The organism is Pseudomonas sp. MM213 (assembly GCF_020423045.1).
GTDB classification, from domain to species: Bacteria; Pseudomonadota; Gammaproteobacteria; order Pseudomonadales; family Pseudomonadaceae; genus Aquipseudomonas; species Aquipseudomonas migulae.
Genome location: NZ_CP081943.1, coordinates 2,833,473 through 2,858,653, shown reverse-complemented (window position 1 = coordinate 2,858,653; position 25,181 = coordinate 2,833,473). Strand labels below are relative to the sequence as shown.

18 protein-coding genes are annotated in these 25,181 nt (G+C 58.9%); 10 read left to right on the top strand and 8 right to left on the bottom strand.

What is annotated here, in order from left to right:
• Positions 1-114: 114 nt before the first annotated feature.
• The 3 genes from ngg to mnmC form a co-directional block, all read right to left on the bottom strand.
• Positions 115-1,863, bottom strand: coding sequence for an N-acetylglutaminylglutamine synthetase (gene ngg, locus K5R88_RS12905; protein WP_223434633.1), 1,749 nt, complete (start codon positions 1,861-1,863; stop codon positions 115-117).
• A gap of 3 nt (positions 1,864-1,866) precedes the next feature.
• Positions 1,867-3,639 (bottom strand): N-acetylglutaminylglutamine amidotransferase, encoded by a 1,773-nt coding sequence (locus K5R88_RS12900; RefSeq protein ID WP_226300073.1) that lies wholly within the window; start codon positions 3,637-3,639, stop codon positions 1,867-1,869.
• A 176-nt stretch (positions 3,640-3,815) separates the two neighbouring features.
• Complete coding sequence (gene mnmC / locus K5R88_RS12895; RefSeq protein WP_226300072.1) at positions 3,816-5,795, bottom strand: bifunctional tRNA (5-methylaminomethyl-2-thiouridine)(34)-methyltransferase MnmD/FAD-dependent 5-carboxymethylaminomethyl-2-thiouridine(34) oxidoreductase MnmC; 1,980 nt, start codon at positions 5,793-5,795, stop codon at positions 3,816-3,818.
• Positions 5,796-5,955: 160 nt separating this feature from the next.
• Between mnmC and pap the strand changes: the two genes are divergently transcribed.
• Positions 5,956-7,479 (top strand): polyphosphate:AMP phosphotransferase, encoded by a 1,524-nt coding sequence (pap, locus tag K5R88_RS12890; RefSeq protein WP_223453139.1) that lies wholly within the window; start codon positions 5,956-5,958, stop codon positions 7,477-7,479.
• A gap of 101 nt (positions 7,480-7,580) precedes the next feature.
• On the top strand, positions 7,581-8,765 hold the full coding sequence (locus tag K5R88_RS12885) for a thiolase family protein (RefSeq protein ID WP_192419308.1): 1,185 nt from the start codon (positions 7,581-7,583) through the stop codon (positions 8,763-8,765).
• A 126-nt stretch (positions 8,766-8,891) separates the two neighbouring features.
• Here K5R88_RS12885 and K5R88_RS12880 read toward each other — a convergent pair whose 3' ends face one another.
• A complete protein-coding gene (locus K5R88_RS12880) occupies positions 8,892-9,086 on the bottom strand; it encodes a DUF6316 family protein (RefSeq protein WP_223453165.1) in 195 nt (64 codons plus the stop codon).
• A gap of 210 nt (positions 9,087-9,296) precedes the next feature.
• On the opposite strand from K5R88_RS12880, the gene K5R88_RS12875 reads away from it, so the two are divergent.
• Positions 9,297-10,256, top strand: a complete 960-nt coding sequence (locus tag K5R88_RS12875; protein ID WP_008035685.1) for a DMT family transporter — start codon at positions 9,297-9,299, stop codon at positions 10,254-10,256.
• A gap of 130 nt (positions 10,257-10,386) precedes the next feature.
• On the opposite strand, the gene K5R88_RS12870 is transcribed toward K5R88_RS12875, so the two are convergent.
• Positions 10,387-11,781, bottom strand: coding sequence for a class II fumarate hydratase (locus K5R88_RS12870; RefSeq protein WP_192419312.1), 1,395 nt, complete (start codon positions 11,779-11,781; stop codon positions 10,387-10,389).
• Between the two features lie 192 nt (positions 11,782-11,973).
• Here K5R88_RS12870 and K5R88_RS12865 point away from each other — a divergent pair, with 192 nt between their 5' ends.
• The 5 genes from K5R88_RS12865 (at position 11,974) to K5R88_RS12845 (ending at position 16,391) form a co-directional block, all read left to right on the top strand.
• Positions 11,974-12,504, top strand: a complete 531-nt coding sequence (locus K5R88_RS12865) for a DUF2059 domain-containing protein (protein ID WP_008035681.1) — start codon at positions 11,974-11,976, stop codon at positions 12,502-12,504.
• A gap of 12 nt (positions 12,505-12,516) precedes the next feature.
• Positions 12,517-12,813, top strand: a complete 297-nt coding sequence (locus K5R88_RS12860) for a BolA family protein (protein ID WP_008035680.1) — start codon at positions 12,517-12,519, stop codon at positions 12,811-12,813.
• 184 nt (positions 12,814-12,997) lie between these two features.
• A complete protein-coding gene (gene trhO, locus K5R88_RS12855) occupies positions 12,998-13,939 on the top strand; it encodes an oxygen-dependent tRNA uridine(34) hydroxylase TrhO (protein WP_017340054.1) in 942 nt (313 codons plus the stop codon).
• A 3-nt stretch (positions 13,940-13,942) separates the two neighbouring features.
• A complete protein-coding gene (locus K5R88_RS12850; RefSeq protein WP_008035678.1) occupies positions 13,943-14,581 on the top strand; it encodes a DsbA family protein in 639 nt (212 codons plus the stop codon).
• Positions 14,574-16,391 (top strand): ABC transporter ATP-binding protein, encoded by a 1,818-nt coding sequence (locus tag K5R88_RS12845; RefSeq protein ID WP_008040921.1) that lies wholly within the window; start codon positions 14,574-14,576, stop codon positions 16,389-16,391. The genes K5R88_RS12850 and K5R88_RS12845 overlap by 8 nt, the downstream gene beginning before the upstream one ends.
• Before the next feature lie 14 nt (positions 16,392-16,405).
• Here the strand turns inward: K5R88_RS12845 and K5R88_RS12840 are convergent, their stop codons facing one another.
• Together K5R88_RS12840 and K5R88_RS12835 are read right to left on the bottom strand one after the other, a co-directional pair.
• Positions 16,406-17,710 carry a deaminase domain-containing protein gene (locus K5R88_RS12840; protein ID WP_226300071.1) on the bottom strand — a complete coding sequence of 435 codons (1,305 nt, stop codon included), beginning with the start codon at positions 17,708-17,710 and terminating at the stop codon, positions 16,406-16,408.
• Positions 17,646-21,137: a hypothetical protein gene (locus K5R88_RS12835; protein ID WP_226300070.1), complete on the bottom strand. Its 3,492-nt coding sequence runs from the start codon at positions 21,135-21,137 to the stop codon at positions 17,646-17,648. The genes K5R88_RS12840 and K5R88_RS12835 overlap by 65 nt, the downstream gene beginning before the upstream one ends.
• A 289-nt stretch (positions 21,138-21,426) precedes the next feature.
• Between K5R88_RS12835 and K5R88_RS12830 the strand changes: the two genes are divergently transcribed.
• Positions 21,427-23,886 (top strand): EAL domain-containing protein, encoded by a 2,460-nt coding sequence (locus K5R88_RS12830; RefSeq protein WP_223453136.1) that lies wholly within the window; start codon positions 21,427-21,429, stop codon positions 23,884-23,886.
• Between the two features lie 78 nt (positions 23,887-23,964).
• Complete coding sequence (locus K5R88_RS12825) at positions 23,965-24,726, top strand: TenA family transcriptional regulator (RefSeq protein WP_225609890.1); 762 nt, start codon at positions 23,965-23,967, stop codon at positions 24,724-24,726.
• Between the two features lie 78 nt (positions 24,727-24,804).
• On the opposite strand, the gene sugE is transcribed toward K5R88_RS12825, so the two are convergent.
• Positions 24,805-25,119, bottom strand: coding sequence for a quaternary ammonium compound efflux SMR transporter SugE (gene sugE / locus K5R88_RS12820; RefSeq protein WP_008035664.1), 315 nt, complete (start codon positions 25,117-25,119; stop codon positions 24,805-24,807).
• Between the last annotated feature and the right edge of the window lie 62 nt (positions 25,120-25,181).

The window sequence follows — 25,181 nt, the reverse complement described above, 5'->3', positions numbered from 1 at the left end:
TCGCGGGCAAGCCTCGCTCCTACAGGGAATAGCGTCGTGCGCGATATTCCAAACGACGCAAAACCTGTAGGAGCGAGGCTTGCCCGCGAAGGCGCCAACCCAGGCACCACATCACTAAGAGACCGCCGGCTGACTATGCGGAAACAACAGATCCACAAACCGCTCGGCCGTCGGCTGCGGCTCATGGTTGGCCAGGCCGGCGCGTTCATTGGCTTCGATAAACACGTATTGCGCCTGATCCGCCGCCGGCACCATCAGGTCGAGCCCGACCATCGGAATATCCAGCGCCCGCGCCGCGCGGACGGCGGCCTCCGCCAGCGTGGGATGCAGGATCGCCGTGACATCTTCAAGCACACCGCCGGTATGAAGATTCGCCGTACGCCGTACGAACAAATGTTCACCCGCCGGCAGAATGCTGCTGTAGTCGTAACCCGCTGCCTGCAATGTGCGTTCGGTCTCGTGGTCCAGCGGGATTTTGCTTTCACCGCTGGTGGCCGCCTGCCGACGCCGACTCTGGGCGTCAATCAGCGCACCGATGGAATGCTGCCCGTCGCCCACCACTTCGGCCGGCCGGCGAATCGCCGCCGCCACTACCTCAAACCCGATCACCAGAATCCGCAGGTCGAGGCCTTCGTGAAAGCTTTCCAGCAGCACGCGGCTGTCGAACTGACGGGCTGATTCGATGGCTTGCTGGACGTCTTCGATGGTCCGCAGATCCACCGCCACCCCTTGACCCTGTTCGCCATCCAGCGGCTTGACCACCACCCGTTCGTGCTCGTCGAGAAACGCCAGGTTGTCGTCGGCGTTGCCCGCCAGTTGCTGGCTCGGCAGATTCAGACCGGCCGCCTTCAACACTTTGTGCGTCAGGCTTTTGTCCTGGCACAGGCTCATGCTGATGGCGCTGGTCAGGTCACTCAGCGACTCGCGGCAACGTACCCGCCGTCCGCCGTGGCTGAGGGTAAACATCCCGGCCTCGGCATCATCGACCTGCACATCGATGCCGCGCCGATGGGCTTCCTCGACGATGATCCGCGCGTAGGGGTTGAACTCGGCTTCAGGACCGGGGCCGAGAAACAACGGTTGGTTAATGCCGTTCTTGCGCTTGATCGCAAAGGTCGACAGGTTGCGAAAACCGAGCTTGGCATAAAGACTTTTCGCCTGGCGATTGTCGTGCAGCACGGACAGGTCCAGGTAACTCAGGCCACGGCTCATGAAGTGTTCGATCAAATGCCGTACCAGCACTTCACCGACGCCGGGCCGCGAACAGTGCGGATCGACCGCCAGGCACCAGAGGCTGCTGCCGTTTTCCGGATCGTTGAACGCCTTGTGATGATTGAGGCCCATGACACTGCCGATGACCGCGCCGCTGTCCTCGTCCTCGGCCAGCCAGTACACCGGGCCGCCCAGATGACGCGGGGTCAGCAGACGGGCGTCGATCGGCAACATGCCTCGCGCCTGATACAACTGATTGATCGCCTGCCAGTCGGCATCGCCTTGCGCGCGACGAATGCGAAAGCCGCGGAACACACGGGTCGCCTGCCGGTAATCGCTGAACCACAAGCGCAAGGTGTCCGACGGATCGAGAAACAACTGGGCCGGCTCCAGCCCCAGCACTTGCTGGGGCGCGGCGACATAGAGGGCGATGTCCCGTTCGCCCGGTTGCTCATTGAGCAACTCTTGGGCGAGGCTTGCCGGGTCGGGGAACGTATGGCCGATCAGCAACCGGCCCCAGCCGCAATGCACGGCAATCGGCGCGGTACCGAGTTCACTGCCGTCTTCAGCCAGACGCGCCTGCAAGCGTTCGTAGGAGGGCGCCTGACCGCGCAACAAGCGTTGGCTGTACGCCGTGGCGTGAGGTTTCATCGATCAGATTCCTTGTTCACTGAGCCACAGGTTCAGCGCCGCCAATTGCCACAGCTTGGAGCCGCGCAACGGGGTCAACTGGCCTTGTGGATCGGTCAGCAAACGGTCGAGCATCGCCGGGTTGAACAGGCCACGATCCTGGCTCGGGTCCAGCAACAATTCGCGTACCCAGCTCAGCGTGTCGCCCTGCAAATGCTTGAGACCCGGCACCGGGAAGTAACCCTTTTTACGGTCGATGACTTCGCTCGGAATCACCAGTCGTGCCGCTTCTTTCAGCACTTGTTTGCCGCCGTCCGGCAGTTTGAATTTGCCCGGCACCCGGGCTGACAATTCCACCAGGCGATAGTCGAGAAACGGCGTGCGCGCCTCCAGGCCCCAGGCCATGGTCATGTTGTCGACGCGTTTGACCGGGTCGTCCACCAGCATCACTGTGCTGTCCAGACGCAAGGCTTTGTCCACCGCCGCATCGGCACCAGGCTGTGCGAAATGTTCCTTCACGAAGTCGCCGGCGGCGTCATTCGCGGTCAGCCATTTCGGCTGTACGGTGGCGGCGTAATCCTCGTAGCTGCGATCAAAGAACGCATCGCGGTACGCCGCGTACGGATCGGCCGCGCCATCGACCTGCGGATACCAGTGATAACCGGCGAACAATTCGTCCGCCCCCTGGCCGCTTTGCACCACTTTGCAATGCTTGGCCACTTCGCGGGACAACAGATAGAACGCGATGCAGTCATGACTGACCATCGGCTCGCTCATCGCGCGGAAGGCGGCGGGCAGTTGCTCGATGATCTCTTTTTCGTCGATGCGCAGTTGATGATGTTGGGTGCCGTAATGCCTGGCGATCAGATCCGAATACTGGAACTCGTCACCGCGCTCGCCGCCGGCATCCTGGAAACCGATGGAGAAGGTCGACAGGTTTTCTACGCCGACCTCCCGCAACAGACCGACGAGCATGCTCGAATCGACGCCGCCCGACAGCAACACGCCGACGTCCACCGCTGCCCGTTGACGAATCGCCACCGCATCGCGGGTACTGTCGAGTACGCGGTCGCGCCAGTCTTCGAGGGTCAGATTTTTCTCATCCTCGTGTGGGCCGTAGGGCAGGGTCCACCAGGTTTTCTGCTCGGTTGTGCCGTCCGCTTCGATGCGCATCCAGGTGGCGGGCGGCAGCTTTTCGATGCCGGCCAGCAAGGTGCGCGGCGCCGGGACCACCGCGTGGAAGTTCAGATAATGATTGAGCGCCACCGGATCGAGGATCGGATTGATATCGCCGCCCTTGAGCAACGCCGGCAGCGCAGAAGCAAAGCGCAGGCGCTGGCCGGTGCGCGACAGGTACAGCGGCTTCACGCCGAGACGGTCACGGGCGATGAACAGGCGCTTGGCGTCACGCTCCCAGATAGCGAAGGCAAACATGCCGTTGAGCTTAGGCAACAGCGCTTCGCCCCAGGCGTGGTAGCCCTTGAGCAGCACTTCGGTGTCGCCGCCGGAATAGAAGGCGTAACCGAGGGATTCAAGTTCGGTACGCAGTTCGGGGAAGTTGTAGATCGCGCCGTTGAAGGCCAGGGACAGGCCCAGTTGAGGGGCGACCATCGGCTGCGCCGAGCCGTCGGACAGGTCCATGACTTTCAGGCGACGATGACCAAGGGCAATCGGCCCCTGGCTGTGAAAGCCCCACGCGTCAGGGCCGCGAGGCGCCAGGTGATGAGTGATTCGTTCAATGGCTGCAAGGTCTGCAGGTTGATGATCAAAGCGTAACTCGCCAGCTAATCCGCACATAAAGTCCTTACCGGTTTTTCCGTTGGGGAGGGTCAATCGATACCGCGCCCAAAAGGCAGGTACTCAGAAACTGACCCGGTGGGATCGTGGGAGTTTTAGATCGATAAGTAATAAAGGTGTTGGGTGCGTGCCAAGGCTTTAAGTGCAAAACCTGGTATGCCCGGTAGCCAGGTGCCTCATTTGCCTCGAATCAATCGGCGCAAGGCGAAGCGGTTCGGATGGCACGCCTCGGCCACGGCCCTTGGCAATGGCAGCGGTTCGTCATCCAGCCACGCGGCGAGCAACTCGCCTGACAACGGTGCGGTGATCAAACCTCGGGAACCGTGGCCGCTGTTGACATACAAACCGTCCAGCCATGGGCAAGGGATGTCCGGGGTTTGCCGGGCATCCTTGCTCAAGGCGCTGTAGGCGTCGGCGAACGCCTGGCCGTCGGCCAGTGGGCCGACAATCGGCAAGTAATCCGGGCTGGTGCAGCGAAACGCTGCGCGGCCTTCAAGTGCATCAGGCTGCAATGCATTCGCGCCGAGCCGAGCGACCAGGTCTACCGAGATTTCTTCAAGCATTTGCAGATTGCCTGCATGTTCGGCGGCGGTCGGGGTCAGGTCATCGGAGTTGAAATCAAAACTGGCGCCCAGGGTGTGTTCACCCAAACGAGCTGGCGCGACATAACCTTCGGCGCAGACGACGGTGCCCAGTGCCTCGCTTTCAGAGGTCTGTGGCAGGCGAGTGATTTGCCCACGAATGCGTTTGAGCGGCAGCTCGCTGCTGTAGGCGAAGCGCTTGATCTCGGCGGCGCCGGCCAGTATCACCACCGGGGCATCGGCCAGTACGGTTTCGCCCTCCAGGGCTTGCCAGTGTCCGTGCGCTCGGCGCAACTCCAGCACATCGTGATGTGTCAGGATCTGTATGTTCGGGTGCGCCGCTTGCCATTGGCACAGGGCGGGCGGGTGCACCCAGCCGCCTTCGGGGTAGAACAGGCCGCCCGATTGCAGCGCGATGCCGGCGCGGATTTCGGCCTGCGCTTGATCGAGCGTGTGCAGCAAGTCCTCGGGAAACGCTGCGGCCAATTGCGCCTGACGCTCCGCTTCCTTGGCATTGAAGGCCAGTTGCAGTACGCCGCAATCGTCCCAGTCGAGACCTCGATGCAACTGCTCAAGCAAGCGACGGGTGTGGCCGAACCCGCTGACGATCAATTGTGACAACGCGGTGCCATGGGCGGAAAGCTTGAGGTACAAAACCCCTTGAGGATTGCCCGAGGCTTCCTGCGCCAGTGCGCCGTGACGCTCCAGCAGACTGACTTGCCAACCCCGCGCCGCGAGGCTGGCGGCTGTCGCGCAACCGGCGAGACCGGCACCAATCACCAAGGCCCGACGTTCGCCGGTCAGGGGGGCCGGACGCGCAAACCACGGTTTTGCCATGACGGGCTTCGTGACCTCCTCAGGCCAACCGAGAAACACCCCGCGCAGGATTTCCCATTTGTGGCCGATGCCGGGCGTGCGTTTCATCTTGAAGCCTGCGGCATTCAACAGACGACGTACCCAACCGGTGCTGGTGAAGGTGCTGATCGTCGAGCCGGGCGCCGCGAGTCGGGCCAGCTCGACAAACAGTTCGGCGGTCCACATGTCGGGGTTTTTCGCCGGGGCGAAACCGTCGAGAAACCAGGCATCGATCTGCGCGTCCAGCTGTGGCAACTGTTCCAGCGCATCGCCGATCAGCAGCGTCAGCGTGATGCGTCCGTGGTCCAGGATCAGGCGCTGGAAACCTTGATGGATCGCCACGTATTGCGCCAGCAGTTGATCGGCAAACGGCTTGAGCTCCGGCCACAAGGCGAGCGCCCGCTGCAGGTCGGGCAGGCTCAGCGGGTACTTTTCGACACTGACAAAATGCAACCGCGCACCGGCCACAGCGTGCTGCTCGAACAACTGCCAGGCGCACAGGAAATTCAACCCGGTACCAAAACCGGTCTCGCCAATCACCAGTTTCCCGTCCACCGGCAATGCCGCGAAACGCTCACGCAACGCGTTCTGTTCGAGGAAGACGTAACGGGTTTCGTCCAACCCGGACAGGTTGGAAAAATACACATCATCGAACACCCGCGAGCGCGGGAGACCTTGGTCGTCCCAGTCGAGCTGGGCGTGGGGCAGTACAGGTTTCATGGCAGGCTCGGCAACGGCAAGGCGACCATTCTAGCCGATCGCCGAGTCGCTGCTTGATCCATGGCAACGTCCGGATCTGGCCAGACAGTGAAAATGGGATTTCTCCCACGCAGGAGAGGTCAATCCGCTAGTCTTGTTCAATCCTGGAAGGAGCCGCCCCATGTTCGAATCTGCTGAAATCGGTCACGTCATCGACAAAGAAACCTATGAAGCCGAAGTGCCGGCGCTGCGTGAGGCACTGCTCGAAGCACAGTTCGAACTTCAGCAGCAAAAACGCTTTCCGGTGATCATTTTGATCAACGGCATCGAAGGCGCCGGCAAGGGCGAGACCGTGAAGCTGCTCAACGAGTGGATGGACCCGCGCCTGATCGAGGTCCGCACGTTCGATCAGCAGACCGACGAAGAACTGGCGCGACCACCGGCCTGGCGCTACTGGCGGATGCTTCCGGCCAAGGGCCGCATGGGCATCTTCTTTGGTAACTGGTACAGCCAGATGTTGCAGGCCCGGGTTCATGGCGTGATCAAGGAACCCCGGTTCGATCAGAGCATCAACGGTGCCGAACGCCTGGAAAAGATGTTGTGCGACGAAGGCGCGCTGATCTTCAAGTTCTGGTTTCACCTTTCCAAGAAGCAAATGAAGGACCGCCTCAAGGCCCTGGCCGACGACCCGCTGCACAGTTGGCGCATCAGCCCGCTGGACTGGCAGCAATCGGAGACTTACGACAGGTTCGTCAAGTATGGCGAACGCATTCTGCGCCGCACCAGCCGCGACTATGCGCCGTGGCATGTGATCGCCGGGATGGACCCGCGCTATCGGAGCCTGGCGGTCGGCAAGATTCTGCTTGAAGGCCTGCAAGGCGCGTTGAAACGGCCGAAGATTCACCCGGATAAAGTCAGCGCCGCACCACTGGCCAGCAGTGTCGATCTGGTGAACCTGCTCGACAGCCTTGACCTGAACCAACACCTGGAAAAGGAAGACTACGAAGAGCAACTGATCACCGAGCAAGCGCGTTTTTCCGGTTTGATGCGTGACAAACGCATGCGCCGCCACGCCTTGATCGCCGTGTTCGAAGGCAACGACGCGGCCGGCAAGGGCGGGGCGATCCGCCGGGTGGCCGCCGCGCTCGATCCTCGGCAATACAGCATCGTGCCGATTGCTGCGCCCACCGAAGAGGAGCGGGCGCATCCGTACTTGTGGCGTTTCTGGCGACATATTCCGGCGCGGGCCAAATTCACCGTGTTCGACCGTTCCTGGTATGGCCGGGTGCTGGTGGAGCGTATCGAAGGCTTTTGCAGCCCGGCCGACTGGCTGCGCGCCTACGGTGAGATCAACGACTTCGAAGAGCAGATCGCCGATGCCGGAGTGATCGTGGTCAAGTTCTGGCTGGCCATCGACAAACAGACGCAACTGGAGCGCTTCGAAGAACGCGAACAGATCCCCTTCAAGCGCTTCAAAATCACCGAAGACGACTGGCGCAATCGGGATAAATGGGAGGCCTATCGCGGCGCGGTCGGCGACATGGTCGACCGTACCAGCACCGAAATTTCCCCCTGGACGCTGGTGGAAGCCAACGACAAGCGCTGGGCCCGGGTCAAGGTTTTGCGCACGCTCAACCAGGCGCTGGAAGCGGCGTTCGAAAAGTCCGACAAGCATGAAAAGAAACTGAAAAAGCCCAAGACTTGAGCCGATGGTGACGCATACGCGGGGTGAATGATTGTCGCGACCGGTCACGGCTGGACTTATGCTCGATCCACTCTCAACCGACAACAATAATGAGGTATGCCATGCGTGAAGTGGTGATCGTCGACAGCGTGCGGACCGGCCTGGCCAAGTCCTTTCGCGGCAAGTTCAACCAGACCCGTCCGGACGACATGGCGGCCCACTGCGTCAATGCACTGCTGGCGCGCTCGGGCATCGACCCGGCCAGCGTCGAGGATTGCATCGTCGGCGCCGGCTCCAACGAAGGCGCCCAGGGCTACAACATCGGTCGCAACGTCGCGGTGCTGTCGCGCCTGGGCACCGGCACCGCCGGCATGACCCTCAACCGTTTCTGCTCATCGGGCTTGCAGGCGATTGCCATCGCTGCCAACCAGATCGCTTCGGGCTGCAGCGACATCATCGTCGCCGGTGGCGTCGAATCCATCAGCCTGACCATGAAAAGCGTCAACACCGACAACCTGATCAACCCGCTGCTGAAAGAGCAGGTGCCGGGCATCTACTTCCCCATGGGCCAGACCGCCGAAATCGTTGCGCGTCGTTACAACGTCAGCCGCGAAGAACAGGATCTGTACGCCCTGCAAAGTCAGCAGCGCACCGCTCAGGCGCAGGCCGCCGGGTTGTTCGACGACGAAATCGTGCCAATGGCGGTGAAGTATCGCGTTGAAGACAAGGCCACCGGGCAGGTGCAGATCCTCGATGGCGTCGTTGACCGCGACGACTGCAACCGTCCGGACACGACCCTGGAAAGTCTGGCGGGGTTGAAGCCGGTGTTTGCCGAAGACGGTTCGGTGACGGCGGGCAACTCGTCGCAGCTGTCCGACGGTGCGTCCATGACCCTGGTGATGAGCCTGGAGAAAGCGCTGGAACTGGGGTTGAAGCCGAAGGCGTTCTTCCGTGGTTTCACCGTGGCGGGTTGCGAACCGGATGAAATGGGCATCGGCCCGGTGTTTTCGGTGCCGAAGCTGCTCAAGGCCAAGGGTTTGCAGGTGGCCGACATTGACCTGTGGGAACTCAACGAAGCGTTTGCCTCGCAATGCCTGTACAGCCGCAACCGGCTGGGGATCGATAACGAGAAGTACAACGTCAATGGCGGCTCGATTTCCATCGGGCACCCGTTCGGCATGACCGGTTCGCGTCAGGTCGGGCATCTTGTGCGGGAATTGCAGCGACGTAAATTGCGCTACGGCATCGTCACCATGTGCGTGGGTGGCGGGATGGGCGCGACCGGGTTGTTTGAAGCGGTACGGTAAACCTTAAAGTTTGTGGTGATTATTACATCGCCATCGCCGGCAAGCCGGTCTCGCTCCCACAGGGATCAGGTGTGCGACATTGATCCACTGTGGGAGCGAGCCTGCTCGCGATGAAGGCGACTCGATTTATAGTTTTGTGGTCAAACCCCGCATCCGCGCGATGTAAGCCGCAATCTCCCGCGCAGCCGCCTCCGGGTTTTCAAACGGCCCCTCCAGGGTGTTTTCCCGGGTACTGAAATACAACTCCCCATTCACCCGACACATCCGGTCACTGCGAAAGTGCACGGCGGGGGCGTTGTCCTGAGCGCGCATGCCGTACATGGCGGTCTCCTGAAGGGGGTTGCTGTTGGCGGATCCAATGAGCTTATGCATGAACCACTTGCAACGCCTGGCCAGCCGATCAGCGGCACATCGCCAATTTATTGCTGCGACCCGCACAGTTTCATTTGCGTCCGGCAGCCAACTGTCCCTGTGTACCAGGCACCGCTGAGCCTAGAATGACGGCTCTTGCCATCTGGCTTTGAGGTACGCATGCACATTTCATCGGGTCGCTGGGTTTATGGTTTGTTCCTGGCCTTGTTGACTGCGTTTTTGTGGGGAATCCTGCCGATCAAGCTCAAGCAAGTGCTGCTGGTGATGGACCCGGTCACGGTGACCTGGTTTCGCCTGATGGTGTCCGGCGGCTGCCTGTTCATTTATCTGGCAGCGACCCGACGCCTGCCGAGCCGCAAAGTGCTCGGCCCGCGCGGTGGCTGGCTGGTGGTGATGGCGGTGCTCGGTCTGGTGGGCAACTACATCCTGTACTTGATGGGCTTGAATCTGCTCAGCCCTGGCACGGCGCAATTGGTGGTGCAGATGGGCCCGATCATGTTGCTGATCGCCAGCCTGTTTGTGTTCAAGGAGCGCTTCAGCGTGGGGCAGGGGATTGGCCTGCTGGTGTTGCTGATTGGTTTCGGACTGTTTTTCAACCAGCGTCTGGTTGAGTTGTTCACCTCGCTGAGCGACTACACGGCGGGTGTGCTGCTGGTGTTGTTGGCGTCCACGGTCTGGACGTTTTATGCCCTGGGGCAGAAGCAACTGCTGACGGTGTGGAATTCGTTGCAGGTGATGATGGTGATTTACCTGTTCTGCGGGTTGTTGCTGACACCGTGGGTGCACCCGCTGGAAGCGCTGCAACTGAATCCGCTGCAAGGCTGGCTGTTGCTGGCCTGCTGCATGAACACCCTGATTGCGTATGGCGCATTTGCCGAAGCGCTGGCGCACTGGGAAGCCTCGCGGGTGAGTGCGACGCTGGCGATCACGCCGTTGGTGACGTTCGCGGCGGTGGCCATGGCGGCCTGGTTATGGCCGGAGTATGTGCATGCCGAAACGATCAATGGCCTGGGGTATGGCGGGGCGGTGCTGGTGGTGCTGGGGTCGGCGCTGGTGGCGTTGGGGCCTTCGTTGATTGCGGGGCTCAAGGCGCGGAAGGTTCGGATGGCGGCCAGTTAGACCGCGTTATCGTTCTTCGCGGGCAAGCCTCGCTCCTACAGGGGATGTGTCGTTCGCAGATTTTGTGATCGACACAACCCCTGTAGGAGCGAGGCTTGCCCGCGAAGACTGACTAACAGTCACCGCATACTCAGCCCTTGGCCCCAGCCTCCAGCATATTCTCCGGCCTTACCCACGCATCAAACTGTTCATCGGTCAGATACCCCAACTGCAACGCCGCCTCCCGCAACGTCAGCCCTTCGGCATAGGCCTTCTTGGCAATTTCCGCCGATTTGTCGTAACCGATATGCGGGTTCAGCGCCGTCACCAGCATCAACCCACGCTCCAGATGCTCGGCCATTTTCTCGGCATCCGGTTCCAGGCCGGCGATGCAATGCTGCTGGAAGTTGCTGCAGCCATCGCCCAGCAAACGGATCGATTGCAGCAGGTTGTGGATGATCACCGGTTTGAACACGTTCAGTTGCAGATGCCCCTGACTCGCGGCGAAGCCGATGGCCACGTCGTTGCCCAACACCTGGCATGCGAGCATCGACAGGGCTTCGCACTGAGTCGGGTTGACCTTGCCGGGCATGATCGAACTGCCGGGTTCGTTGGCCGGCAATTTCACTTCGGCGAAACCGGCACGTGGCCCGGAACCCAGCAAGCGCAGGTCGTTGGCGATTTTCATCAGGGTCACGGCGAGGGTTTTCAGCGCGCCGGACAGCGTGGTCAGCGGTTCATGCCCTGCCAATGCGGCGAATTTGTTCGGTGCAGTGACAAACGGCAGGCCGGAGAGCGCAGCCAGCTCGGAGGCAATCGCTTCGCCAAAACCGTGCGGCGAATTCAGCCCGGTGCCGACGGCGGTGCCACCCTGGGCCAGTTCACACACATCGGGCAGGGCGCTGCGGATCGCTCGTTCGGCGTAATCCAGTTGTGCGATGTACGCCGAGAGTTCCTGGCCGAAGGTGATCGGCGTCGCATCCATCATGTGGGTGCGGCCGGTCTTCACCAGCTTCATGTACCGCGCGGACAGCTCGGCCAGACCGCCCGACAGTTCGCTGATCGCCGGCAGCAAATGGTTCTGCACCGCCTGCGCGGCGGCGATGTGCATCGCGGTGGGGAAGCAGTCGTTGGAGCTCTGCGAGCGGTTGACGTGATCGTTGGGGTGCACCGGCACCTTGCCGCCGCGCGGGTTGCCGGCCAGTTCGTTGGCACGCCCGGCGATCACTTCGTTGACATTCATGTTGCTCTGGGTGCCGCTACCGGTCTGCCAGACCACCAGCGGGAACTGGTCGTCGTGTTTGCCGTCGAGCACTTCGTCGGCGGCCTGTTCGATCAGCCGGGCGATGTCGGCGGGCAGATCGCCGTTGCGGTCATTGACCCGCGCCGCGGCTTTCTTGATCAGCGCCAGCCCATGCAGCACCGCCAGCGGCATGCGCTCGTTGCCGATGGCGAAGTTAATCAGCGAGCGTTGCGTCTGAGCGCCCCAGTAGGCCTCATCCGGCACTTCCACCTGGCCAAGGCTGTCGGTTTCGATACGGCTCATCATGCACACTCCTGTCAGTCTGATAGCGCAGTTTAGGCCGTGATCGCCGGCCGTGGTTCCATCGGTCAGTATTTTGACCATTCAACCCCTCTAATTCAGGCACGACAAGGCTTGGGGTTGAGCGACACACTTTTTTAGGCGCAGAATGGACGCCCTTGGGGTTTTACCTCGCCTGCTAGAAAAGGAAACTCGATGACTCGTCTTCGTGCCATCTGTACCGCGGTTGCACTGGTTTGCGCCAGCGGCCCTGTTTTTGCCGATACCGCCAGCCACAACGCCAGTGCCGAAGCTTTCCTGACCCTGGCGCACGCTGACAAATTGGGCACTCCGGTGTACATGCAAGTGCAGCAAATGTTCGCTCAGCGCTTTGAACAGACCAAAGCCCCTGAATCGAAAAAAGCCTTGCTGGAAACCTACCAGGCCAAAGCCAACGCCGCTCTGGACCAAGCCATTGGCTGGAACAAGCTGAAGCCGGACATGGTCAAGCTGTACACCTCCAACTTCAGCGAATCCGAGCTCAAAGACCTGGTCGCGTTCTACCAGTCGCCACTGGGCAAGAAAGTCCTGGAAAAAATGCCGCAGCTGACCCAGCAATCGGCCCAGATGACCCAGGCCAAGCTCGAAAGCGCCGTGCCAGTGGTCAACAAGCTGTTGGCTGACATGACCAACGAGCTGGACCCTAAGGCTAACGCCGCTGCACCTGCTGCCAAGAAAAAGCCTTAAGCGGAGTTCGGTATGACCATGCAACAACGCATCGAATCGACGCTGGGCCTGTTACAGCCCGAGCACCTGCAAGTGCTGGATGAAAGCCATATGCACAGTCGTGGGTTGCAGACCCATTACAAGGCCGTGGTGGTCAGCCAGCAGTTCGAAGGGCTCAACCGCGTCAAGCGTCACCAGAAAGTCTACGGCACGCTCGGCGAGCTGATGGGCGAGTTCCATGCGTTGGCGCTGCATACCTACACGCCTGAGGAATGGGCACAGATCGACACGGCTCCGGCCTCGCCGACCTGTGCTGGCGGCTCGCATTGATGTCCCGCCCCTTGTAGGAGCCGGCTCGCCGGCGATGGCGTCCTCGAGATTGCCATCGCCGGCAAGCCGGCTCCTACAGAGGAGCGTTTATTTTTGCTAGAATCCGCAACGCGCCGCTTACCCGGCGCGTTTTTTTTCGCATCCGGTTCACCCCTTACGAGGGTAGCCACCTGGAGAATCACCCATGACACAACAGATTGTCGTGGCGGCACTGTATAAGTTCGTCACCCTGGAAAACTACGTCGACCTGCGCGAGCCGCTGCTGCAGGCCATGGTCGACAACGGCATCAAAGGCACGCTGCTGATCGCCGAAGAAGGCATCAACGGCACCGTGTCCGGCAGCCGCGAAGGCATCGACGGGCTGATGGCCTGGCTCAAGAACGACCCGCGCATGGACGACATCGACCACAAAGAGTCGTACTGCGACGAGCAGCCGTTCTATCGCACCAAAGTCAAACTCAAGAAAGAAATCGTCACCCTCGGCGTCGAAGGCGTGGACCCGAACAAAAAGGTCGGCACCTACGTTGATCCAGAGAACTGGAACGCGCTGATCAGCGATCCGGAAGTACTGTTGATCGACACCCGCAACGACTACGAAGTCTCGATCGGCACCTTCGAAGGCGCCATCGATCCGAAAACCACCAGTTTTCGCGAATTTCCCGACTACATCAAAGCCAACTTCGACCCGGCCGTGCACAAGAAAGTCGCGATGTTCTGCACCGGCGGCATTCGTTGTGAAAAGGCTTCGAGCTACATGCTCAGCCAGGGTTTCGATGAGGTTTACCACCTCAAGGGCGGCATTCTGAAGTACCTCGAAGAGGTGCCGCAGGAAGAAACCAAATGGCAGGGCGACTGCTTCGTGTTCGATAACCGCGTGACCGTTCGTCATGACCTCAGTGAAGGTGACTACGATCAATGTCACGCCTGTCGTACACCGGTTAGTGTTGAAGACCGCGCGTCCGAGCACTATGTGGCGGGCATCAGCTGCCCGCATTGCTGGGATAAGCTGAGCGAGAAGACCCGTCGCAGTGCCATCGATCGGCAGAAGCAGATCGAACTGGCCAAGGCTCGCAACATGCCGCACCCGATCGGCTACAACTACAAGCAAACCCCTTCCGAGGCTTGAACCATGTCTGCACGCCGCCTGCTCTATGTGATGGACCCGATGTGTTCCTGGTGCTGGGGCTTTGCGCCGGTGGCCAATGCGTTGGTCGAGCAGGCGCAGGCGGCGGGTGTGGACGTGCATTTGATTGTGGGCGGTTTGCGCACCGGCAGTGGTTCGGCGCTGGAGCCGACCACCCGGCGCTACATTCTTGAACATTGGCAGGCGGTCACTGAGGCCACCGGTCAACCGTTCAAAATCGAAGGCGCACTGCCCGACGGCTTTGTGTACGACACCGAGCCGGCCTGTCGGGCGTTGGTGACGGCGCGCAGCCTGGCGCCGGATTGCGCGTGGAAACTGCTTGGCCTGATCCAGCATGCGTTTTACGCAGAAGGGCGCGATGTCACCCACGCCAGTGTGCTGGTGGAACTGGCGGAGCAGGCCGGTTTGCCGCGCATCGAATTCGCTGCCGCGTTCGACCGCGCCGATCAACATGCCGCGACCGCGGCCGATTTCACTTGGGTGCAGGACCTCGGCATCGCCGGTTTCCCCACCTTGCTGGCAGAGCGTGATGGTCAATTGGCGTTGTTGACCAATGGCTATCAGCCTCTCAGCGTATTGTCACCGCTGCTCGGCCGCTGGCTGGAGCGCGCTGCCTGTGCATGATCTGCCTGACGACGCCCCAACCGCTGCACGTGTCGACCGTCTGAGCTGGGCGGAAATCCGTCGCCTGGCCCTGCATCACAAGAAATCCCTGTGGATCGCCAACGGCGTGGCCGTGCTGGCGACGTTGTGCAGCGTGCCGATTCCTTTGCTCTTGCCCTTGCTGGTGGACGAAGTGCTGCTGGGCCATGGCGACGCGGCGCTGAAAGTCATGAACCACGCACTGCCCGAAGGCTGGCAGAAAGCGGCGGGCTACATCGGCCTGATGCTGCTGGTGACCTTGTTGCTGCGCTGCGGTGCCTTGTTGTTCAACGTGGTGCAGGCCAAGTTGTTCGCGGCACTGGCCAAAGACATCGTGTACCGCATCCGCCTGCGGCTGATCGAGCGCCTCAAGCGCATCTCGCTGGGTGAATACGAAAGCCTGGGCAGCGGCACGGTGACTACGCACCTTGTCACCGACCTGGACACGGTGGACAAATTCGTCGGCGAAACCCTCAGCCGGTTCCTCGTGGCCATGCTGACCCTGATCGGCACCGCGAGCATCCTGATCTGGATGCACTGGAAGCTGGCACTGCTGATCATGCTGTTCAACCCGCTGGTGATCTATGCCACGGTGCTGCTGGGCAAGCGGGTCAAGCACCTGAAGAAACTCGAGAACGACAGCACCTCGCGATTCACTCAAGCGTTGACCGAAACCCTCGATGCCATCCAGGAAGTGCGCGCCGGCAACCGTCAGGGTTTTTTCCTCGGGCGCCTCGGCCAACGTGCGCGGGAAGTGCGCGATTACGCGGTGAACTCCCAGTGGAAAACCGATGCCTCGAACCGGGCCAGCGGTTTGCTGTTCCAGTTCGGCATCGATATTTTCCGCGCCGCGGCGATGCTCACCGTATTGTTTTCCGACCTGTCCATCGGCCAGATGCTCGCGGTGTTCAGTTACCTGTGGTTCATGATCGGTCCGGTGGAACAACTGCTGAATCTGCAATACGCCTATTACGCCGCCGGTGGTGCGCTGTCCCGAATCAATGAGTTGTTGGCAAGGGCTGACGAGCCTGAATACCCAGGCGGTGTCGACCCGTTCAACGGTCGCGAAACCGTGGGTATCGAAGTCCAGGGATTGAGTTTCGGTTACGGTGACGAACTGGTGTTGAACCAGATGAACCTGTCCATCGCTCCTGGTGAAAAAGTCGCGATTGTCGGTGCCAGTGGCGGCGGCAAAAGTACGTTGGTGCAATTGCTGCTGGGCCTGTACACGCCCCTGGCCGGAACCATTCGCTTCGGCGGTTCGACCCAGCAGGACATCGGCCTGGAAACGGTGCGTGAAAACGTAGCGGTGGTCCTGCAACACCCGGCGCTGTTCAACGACACCATCCGCGCCAACCTGACCATGGGCCGTGAGCGCAGTGACGAAGCCTGCTGGCAGGCGCTGGAAATTGCGCAACTGCACAACACGGTTCGGGAATTGCCCAACGGCCTGGATAGCATTGTCGGACGTTCCGGCGTGCGCTTGTCCGGCGGTCAGCGCCAGCGCCTGGCAATTGCACGGATGGTGCTGGCCGAACCAAAAGTGGTGATTCTCGACGAGGCCACTTCAGCGCTGGATGCCGCCACCGAATACAACCTGCACCAGGCACTGGCGCGGTTCCTGAGCCACCGCACCACGCTGATCATTGCGCACCGATTGTCCGCCGTAAAACAGGCCGACCGGGTGCTGGTGTTCGACGGCGGGCAAATTGCCGAGGATGGCGACCATCAGCAACTGATTGCCGAGGGTGGTTTGTACGCCAAGCTGTACGGGCATTTGCAGCAGCACTGATCAGTGCTGCGCAGCTACTTCCAGATTACGTTCAAGGCCTCCGGACTACCGTCATAACCGAATTGCTTCATGACGACTGAGCACGAGTCGCAGGGGGCCATGGTGGTGGCTATCGTGATGGACTCAAGCTCCTGGGCGTCCGGATACTTCTGGCGTATGACGCTGATGAGTTTGCTCTCGGTGTCCAGTGAAGTAGGGCGTTGGGTGAGTGCGGGCGTATACGTCTCGATGTTGTCGATCGTGTGCGGAATCGCTCGCAACTTGCCAGAAGCGGAGACGTTCAGCGATGTCTGCGGGAAGCTGGCGCCGTGATCTATGTTGAAGTAACTCGTACCTTCGTCGATCACCTCTTTCGAGCCTCTGTTTCTCTCAAACAATGGCAGGTAAGCAGTGTCACCCTGTCTGCCGGAAACGCTGACATAAACCTCCCGAATGCCCTGTCTTGTCTTGATTTCCGCGAATGCAACATTGCGCAGCTTGCCCAATTCACTCTTATGAATGTTGCTGATGCGTTGCTGTAACTCCAACATGACGCCATCGATTTTCAACGCCTTGGGCCCACCCCGAACCGACGATTCCAGGGTGATGACGGTTCTCTGGAACAGTGTATTGATGACTTGCGCTGTCGTTTTACGGACACTTTCCGGAGCATTCCTGGACGCGGACCAGGTCGTTGCGCCATCGGTGGAGTGCCTGACGATCATTCGGGTCGAGTGATCGAACAGCACGGCCTCGCCGGGGCTGGTATCGACCTTGATCAGCCTGAGTGTATCGGGCGGATTGGCATGGCCGCCGATAGGTATGGCGATGTTGTCCATCGCTCTCATGGCGCGCTCAACGAGAGTCACACCGTAAATCCTCGCCATGTTGTTGGCATTCAACGAGCCGGTGTACACCACCATCAACTCGCGCCGCAGTTCGGCGGGCAAGGTTGACGCTTGCCTGAAGGTCAGTGCGTTACGCAGGTTTTGCCCTTTTGCCAGTTCGGCAACGTAAAAATCCCCCGCATCAAGACGTGTGAAAACATACCGTTTCGAACCGTCTATGGAGTCCACGATGATGGCTCCGGAGTGGAAGGAATCGGTCACACCTTTTTCGGTCACGTTGACTTTGACACGCCCGTAAATGCCTTTGCGGAACTCCATCGTCGCGTCGAGTGTTGTGTGAGTGGCCAGCGAAGCCTTTGTCAGGGGGGCGCCGGCAGCGCCCGGCGTATAAATGTTGTCCCCGAACCAGGTAGCCCAACCCTTGGTTTCATCGAACGTGCCGACCGCGGGTACCGGGGCCAGGCCTCGCCACACATAACGGGTTGCGCACACGTCTGCTCCGGGGGGCGCGTCGTGGTCGGCAAGGTATCGATTTCAGTGAGTCAGTGGATTCAATCAAGTCGGCACGGTGCAGCGTGTCCCCCTTCAGCCGGTACGGTACGTCATCGATGAACAGCGTGGTGCGGCCGTCCACTTCGAGCACGTCGTTTACGTGCGTATTCTCGGGTAGCTCGACTGTGACGTGCTGATGGGTATTTTCCAGCGTGCCGTAGCGGGATTTTCCCAACGAAAATTCGTTTGAATGAGGTAGCAATGCCGGGCCATAAGGCTGTGTCGATAATGGGTCGACAAAGCGGTAGTCGACCTTGCCTGCCGACGCAACGTTGCGCACCGGTACGTCGTGCGTCCCCCGCAAGCTTGCTAGCTGATCTCCCTCCACCAAAGGACGCCAGTGATCCGGGTTGTCCATGTACGTAAAGCCATCGATAAAGCTGTGGCTGCCGGTTCTGCCCACCGCCGTCCGAATGCTTTTGTACGCAGGTCTGAGCACACTTTTCAGACCGGCATACACACCTTTTATTGAACCCCGTACGAGTCGAAAACCCAGTGTCGGCAGGCCGTAGAACGGAATTGTGTTTTGTACGAGTGAAACGGTCAGTTTTTGAAAAAGCGAACCGAACTCGGGAAGTGCAACACGTACGCCGGACCGGACTGCCGTGGAAACCAGTTTTATTGATCCGCAGACAAACTTTCCCAGTGGATAGGCGAACGAGACGACATCGACAATCAAGCCAAAAATGGCCCATACCCTTTTTTTCGGATCGCCTGACAGCAGGTCGCTGATACCGCCCCAGAACGGTATGAATCTCTTGGCCGAATCCAGCCAATGGGGATGGGCAGCGAGATGTTCAATCCCGGTTTCGCCTTTCGCTGCTTTCTTGAGCAATGCTTCGTCAAAAAAGAAAAAGTTGTTGGCGATGTACTGGGCAAGTTCGGAAGCGCGGGAAAACGATGCGGCGGGATACAAAGTTTGTTCGGGGTCAGGACTAATGGATGGGCTCGTAAACGTTTTGCCAAACGGGTCAATGATGGCTGTGCACATCGCTTTTTCTTTTGGGGGGCTGCCCCTCTCATGGGCTTCCCAATCAAATGGAACATGTTTGCCGCGTATCACCTTGATGACATTGGCCTCTCCATAGATCGGCCCTGCGACCTGTTGAGCCTGATGAACGCCATTGAGCATGGCCGATGAGACATCCTTGCGCTTTCGAATGATCCCCGCTCGCGGTAAACATTCGTAGTAGGCAACGTTGGACTCATAGGTGATTTTCAGAATGAAGCCCATGCGAAGCCGCAGGGGTAGCGTGATGTCCGGCGTTTCCTCGTCGAACGCGATTTCATCGGTGGATTTTCTCAAGGTGTAGATCTTTACCTCTCCCAGTTCGATGCCTTGTCGATCGTCGTGGGGGAGTGAGGAAAACTGACTTTTCAGCAGTGTTTGATAAGCTTTTTTACTCAGCTCAAGGTAGTTGTCGAATGCTGACTCAAATAATTTTCCTGCATCAGGCAAGGGTTTTTGCGTCACTGTTGCAGGAAGCCACGGGGCTTTGGTTTTTACCGAGCGATCATTGTTGATGCTGATTCGGTAGGGTGACTTTTGTCTTCCGTCACTCATGGTTATGAACCAGGTTCTTTCTGGCGTCAGTCCCCCCGACATATAAACATCCAGGAAAGAGTAGACCTTGTCCTTTAGAGGCGGTGTTTGAAGGGCACCGCCTCCATCGATGTCTCCATAGTCCTCGATCAATTTTCGCCCGTCGGAGATGAATGCGGGGGATGCCGAGCCAAAGGGTTTTACCAATTTTCCTTCACGGTTTTTCTGCAACGCGTCCTTGAAGTAGTTTTTAATCTCTCGCTCGGCGATGACCTTTCTTTCGGGATAACTGACGTCCAATTGAATAATGGCCTTTTTCAAGGCGTCTATTTGCTCGTCGAGTGCTTTTATGGATTGGGCTTTCTCCTCAGACGAGTAATCCGAGTCGCTCCTCTCAGGAACCACGCCGTTGGTGATTGCCCATTCCAGAGTCGGGGGCACTCGAGCCAGCGCGATAAGCCCCAGCTCTTGCGAAGTCGCTTGCATCGACTGATGAAGCGGAAACTCCACGAGTTGCTGGAAGGACATGCGCTGGATCAAATCTGGTTCCATGGCATCTGCAAGCGTTACACCATGAACGAAGTTGACCCAGACCGCCGAGCTTCTATAGGGCAGGTCGGGCGGGATATCGGGAACCTGGAATTCCCTCGGAAATTCGGGTTGGAACAGACGAGCGAGCAAGATCGACTCCGTCACCGACGACGCTCGTTTGGAGTCCCTTAGATGTTGTTCGAATTCTGCCCGGATCGTCTGGTAACTCTTTCCCCAGTTCGAACGCTGGTGCCAGGGGTAACCGGCGATATCCTCAGGCTTGTTATCGCGTGACACGCCTGTCCATAAGCGAATGGCTCTGCTGACAAGTTTTATCCGGATTTCGGGCGAAGTGTTCTCGTCCGGGTCACCGCCGTACCATTTCAGACCTTTCAGTAACGCGTTACCCAGGCGCACGGACTCGGCAGAGCGCAAGATTTTTTCAAGAAACACCGTAGGTGTTGCTCGGGCTTGCTCGGTAGTGGTTCTGGGAAGTGCATTTTTTTCCAGGTGAGTGAACAGCGAAGTTTCCGTGGAAGGTAGGAATTGTTTGACGATGTCGTTGATGTCCCTGTTTGTCAGTCGGGTGATCAGAGCCTCCATGGTCATTGGTTGGGCCGGATTGCTTTGGCGCAGGGCTTTGAGGATTTTTCGGTCTTCATTGGTGGGGGCGCGATTCAACAGGTCGATATCTAGGCCACTGTCCAGTCGCAATGTATGTCGAGCGCGTTTCTCTTCCACTGCGTTGATCGTAGTGCGATGTTCGTCTGCGTTTCCCGCGTGCCAGGGGAGAATTCCGTAGTAAGTAGTCATCTGCACCAGATTGACGGCGCCGTCGGCACGAATAACCCCCCCGATCTTTTTCGCCTCTTGGTTGATGGCAGTTATCAGGCTGACCCATTTCGGAGCACTGGTAACAAGTACCGTATTCCCACTGTTGTCTTTCTCAAATTTTTGCTGGGCGGGGATATTCAGAATCGACTTTCGTTTTTTGTCCGTCGTGAAGATTTCATACTTCACTTCATCATCTTTTACCGTCAATTCCAGTGTGTCCGGGTCATTGCCTGATTTCAGGCAATGTGTGCGGTACCCTGGAGCCGTCAGGAGGGGTTGTAATAATGCGCGCCCCCGAGCGCTAAATTGTAAAAGTGGGGAGTGAGCGCCAGGGACTATTAATGTTTTTTCAAAATCGGCTGTCGAACTTTCTGTTTTTTTCAAATAGGCGAGAAGGGCGTTGTAGTCCGATAGAACGCCTTCGTATTGCATGGTTTCGGAATGTTCTGTTGTTTCCATTCGGGAGCTTCTCTTGAGTGTCAGTGGATTGGCGCATCGCGCAACGCGATGAAGCCGTGGTCCGATTTCAAGAGAAAAAGAGCAGGAGAGAGCGGTACATAGTTAGGTGATGGCGGTTTTTCTCCATGAACTGTGTCGCGCGGTATGTCCGCCTCTCACTGGAAACCGTTATTTACCGGCACTTGCCCATAGAAAGGGCTTCTCGCTTGCCGGGATCGAGAACGCACCCTAGTCTAGCTGTAGCGATCACGTTGGATGATGATCTGGCAGTGCTAAAACAAGGGACCTCATGAATCAAACGCGGACTCTCGGAACGCCACGGTTGCTGGGCATTGTCTGGCCATTTATCGCTGTCGTGCTATTTCAGGCGCTGTTGGGCGGTTTCAGCCTGTATGTTTTGTCGGCGGTGCGCGGCTATGTTGCCGGCGAAAGCCTCTGGTCCAAGGGCCAGAAAGACGCCATCTATTACCTGAATCTCTACGCGGACAGTCGCGACGAGACGATATTCCTCAAATACCAGAACGCCATCGCCGTGCCTCAAGGGGGCCACGAGTTACGTGTGGCGCTGGACAATCAACCACCGAACATTGAAGCGGCACGCCAGGCGATCCTCAAGGGGGGCAACCATCCGGATGACGTCTCCAGCCTGATCTGGCTGTACCTCAATTTCCGCCACTTCTCTTACCTTGAGAAAGCCATCGACCTCTGGACGGTAGGGGATGCGTATCTGCTGCGCCTGGGTGATGTTGCTCGGGAAATGCATCAGCGCATCACCTCCCGTCAGGCCACCAATGGCGATATCCAGCGCTGGAAAGATCAGATTTTTGCAATCAACGATGAAGTGACGCCGGCGGCGAAGGCCTTCAGCGATGCCCTGGGTGAAGGCTCGCGGGTGATTCTGCGCCTGCTGCTGTTGACGAACCTCGCCACCGCCCTGGGCTTGATTGTCCTGGCCCTGATGCGCACGCACAAATTGCTCAAGCAGCGCCATGCGTTCGCCGACGCCCTGCAGTTGGAGAAGGAGCGCGCGCAGATCACCCTGCAATCGATTGGCGATGCCGTGATCACCACCAATGTCGACGGCGCGATTGCCTACATGAACCCGGCCGCCGAGGCGTTGACGCACTGGAAGGCCGAGCAGGCGACAGGCTTGCCCCTGGCCGCGCTGTTCAATCTGCTGGACGAGAATGCCCAGGCCGACGGCTTTACGCTGATCGAGCACATCCTGAGCGGTCAGCTCAGCGGTGGCAGTGAGCACTCCAAATTGATTCAACGGCTGGATGGCAGCACGGTTTCGGTCACGCTGGTCGGTGCGCCTATCCGCAATGCCGGCAAGGTCAGCGGCACCGTGCTGGTGTTGCACGACATGACTCAGGAGCGGCAATACATTGCCAATTTGTCCTGGCAGGCGACCCATGACGCCTTGACCGGGCTGGCCAATCGCCGCGAATTCGAATATCGCCTGGAACAGGTGCTGCACAACCTGACGCGACATCCGGGGCGTCATGCCTTGATGTTTCTCGATCTGGACCAGTTCAAGCTGGTCAACGACACGTGCGGCCACGCGGCGGGGGACGAGTTGTTGCGGCACATCTGCGCGTTGCTGCAATCGGGCTTGCGCGAAGGCGATACCCTGGCCCGCCTGGGCGGCGACGAATTTGGCATCCTGCTGGAGAGTTGCGCACCGGAAGCCGCGGAGAAAATCGCCGAGGGCCTGCGCCAGACCGTGCAGAACCTGCACTTCGTCTGGAAAGGCCGGCCGTTCGTGACCACCGTGAGCATCGGCCTGGTACACATCAATCAGCACCCGACCACCCTCGAAACATCGCTGCGCGCCGCCGATATGGCCTGTTACATGGCCAAGGAAAAGGGCCGCAACCGGGTTCAGGTCTATCACGCCGATGACTCGGAATTGTCCCTGCGCTTTGGCGAAATGGCTTGGGTGCAGCGCTTGCACATGGCGCTGGAAGAGGACCGCTTTTGTCTGTATGCCCAGGAAATCGCAGCCTTGGGTCATGTCGAAACAGGCGGCGGGCATATCGAAATCCTGTTGCGCCTGCATGACGAAGCCGGGCGCATGATATTGCCCGACAGTTTTATTCCGGCGGCGGAACGTTATGGGTTGATGACTTCGCTTGATCGTTGGGTTGTACAGAATGTTTTCAAGATCATTGCCCAATGTATATCGGAGAAACACAAAGGGCCGTTGGCGATGTGTGCGATTAATCTGTCAGGCACAACTATAGGAGATGAGGCGTTCCTGGACTTCCTGCGTCAACAGTTCATTACTTATTCCATACCGCCTGAAATGATTTGTTTTGAAATTACTGAAACCAGTGCTATTTCCAATCTTGGAAGTGCAATTAGATTTATTAATGAACTCAAAGGCTTAGGTTGCCACTTTTCGTTGGATGACTTTTGCGCCGGTATGTCCTCATTCGCCTACTTGAAACATTTGCCTGTAGACTTCCTGAAGATCGACGGGAGTTTCGTAAAGGATATGCTGGACGACCCGATTAACCGCGCCATGGTCGAAGTGATCAATCACATCGGCCATGTAATGGGTAAGCGTACGATTGCCGAGTTTGTTGAAACACCCCAGATTGAACAGGCATTGCTGGAAATCGGGGTGGATTACGCTCAAGGGTATGTGATTGAGCGCCCGCATTTGTTTACCTGCGATAGTTTACAAAGTCGTCCTGCCAGGCCTCAGCCGTTGTTGTTCAAGGCGCCTGGCACGTTCCGTTGAAATCTCTTGCTGATCCTTACAATCACAATCAAAAGGAACCCGACAGTGATCGATACATTCAACAGAACCGGACCCCTCATGGAAGCTGCAAGTTATCCCGCCTGGGCTCAGCAACTGATCCAGGACTGCAGCGAGAGTAAACGCCGGGTTGTCGAACACGAATTGTACAGGCGCATGCGAGATAACAAACTCAGCGCAAAGACCATGCGCAACTACCTTATTGGTGGTTGGCCCGTGGTTGAGCAATTCGCGTTATATATGGCACAGAACCTCACCAAGACCCGTTTTGCCCGCCATCCCGGCGAGGACATGGCGCGACGATGGTTGATGCGCAACATTCGTGTGGAATTGAACCATGCCGATTACTGGGTGCACTGGAGCCGTGCTCACGGTGTCAGCCTGGAAGAACTGCAGGCGCAAAAGGTGGCCCCTGAACTTCACGCCTTGAGTCATTGGTGCTGGCACACCAGTTCGGCGGACTCGCTGATCGTTGCCATTGCCGCCACCAACTACGCCATTGAAGGCGCGACCGGCGAGTGGTCGGCGCTGGTCTGTTCCAATGGCGTCTACGCGGCATCGTTCCCCGAAGAGGATCGCAAGCGAGCCATGAAGTGGCTGAAGATGCATGCCCAGTACGATGACGCCCATCCGTGGGAAGCGCTGGAAATCATCTGCACGCTGGCGGGGCTGAACCCGAGCAAGTCACTGCAGGCCCAATTGCGCGAGGCCGTGTGCAAAAGCTACGACTACATGTACTTGTTCCTGGAGCGGTGCATCCAGCTTGAGCATTCGGAAAGGGCTCCGGTCGCGCGTGGGCGCATGGCATTGGCCGAAAGCTGATCGGTTGGACTCACCATTGAAAAAGCCCGCGCCCTCTATCGATAGAGGGGCGGGCTTTGTCGTATTGGTCGCAAGCCGTCAGGCGCTGACTTTCAGTCCGATCAGCCCGGCAATGATCAAGGTCACGCTGGCCAGCCTGAACAGCGCCATCGATTCACCAAACAGGATGATCCCGGCGATGACCGTGCCGACGGCACCCACGCCGGTCCAGATCGCATAGGCAGTGCCCAGGGGCAATTCCTTCATCGCCAGCCCAAGCAGGCCAAGGCTGATGGCCATCGCGGCAATCGTCAACGCAGTAGGGAGAGGGCGGCTGAAACCGTCGGTGTATTTCAGGCCGACAGCCCAGCCCACTTCGAACAGGCCGGCGAAAAACAGAATGATCCAGGACATGAGAGACCTCCATCGATTGACGGGGTCGTCCCCAGATTAGTGACTCGATCGAGCCGCGAGGT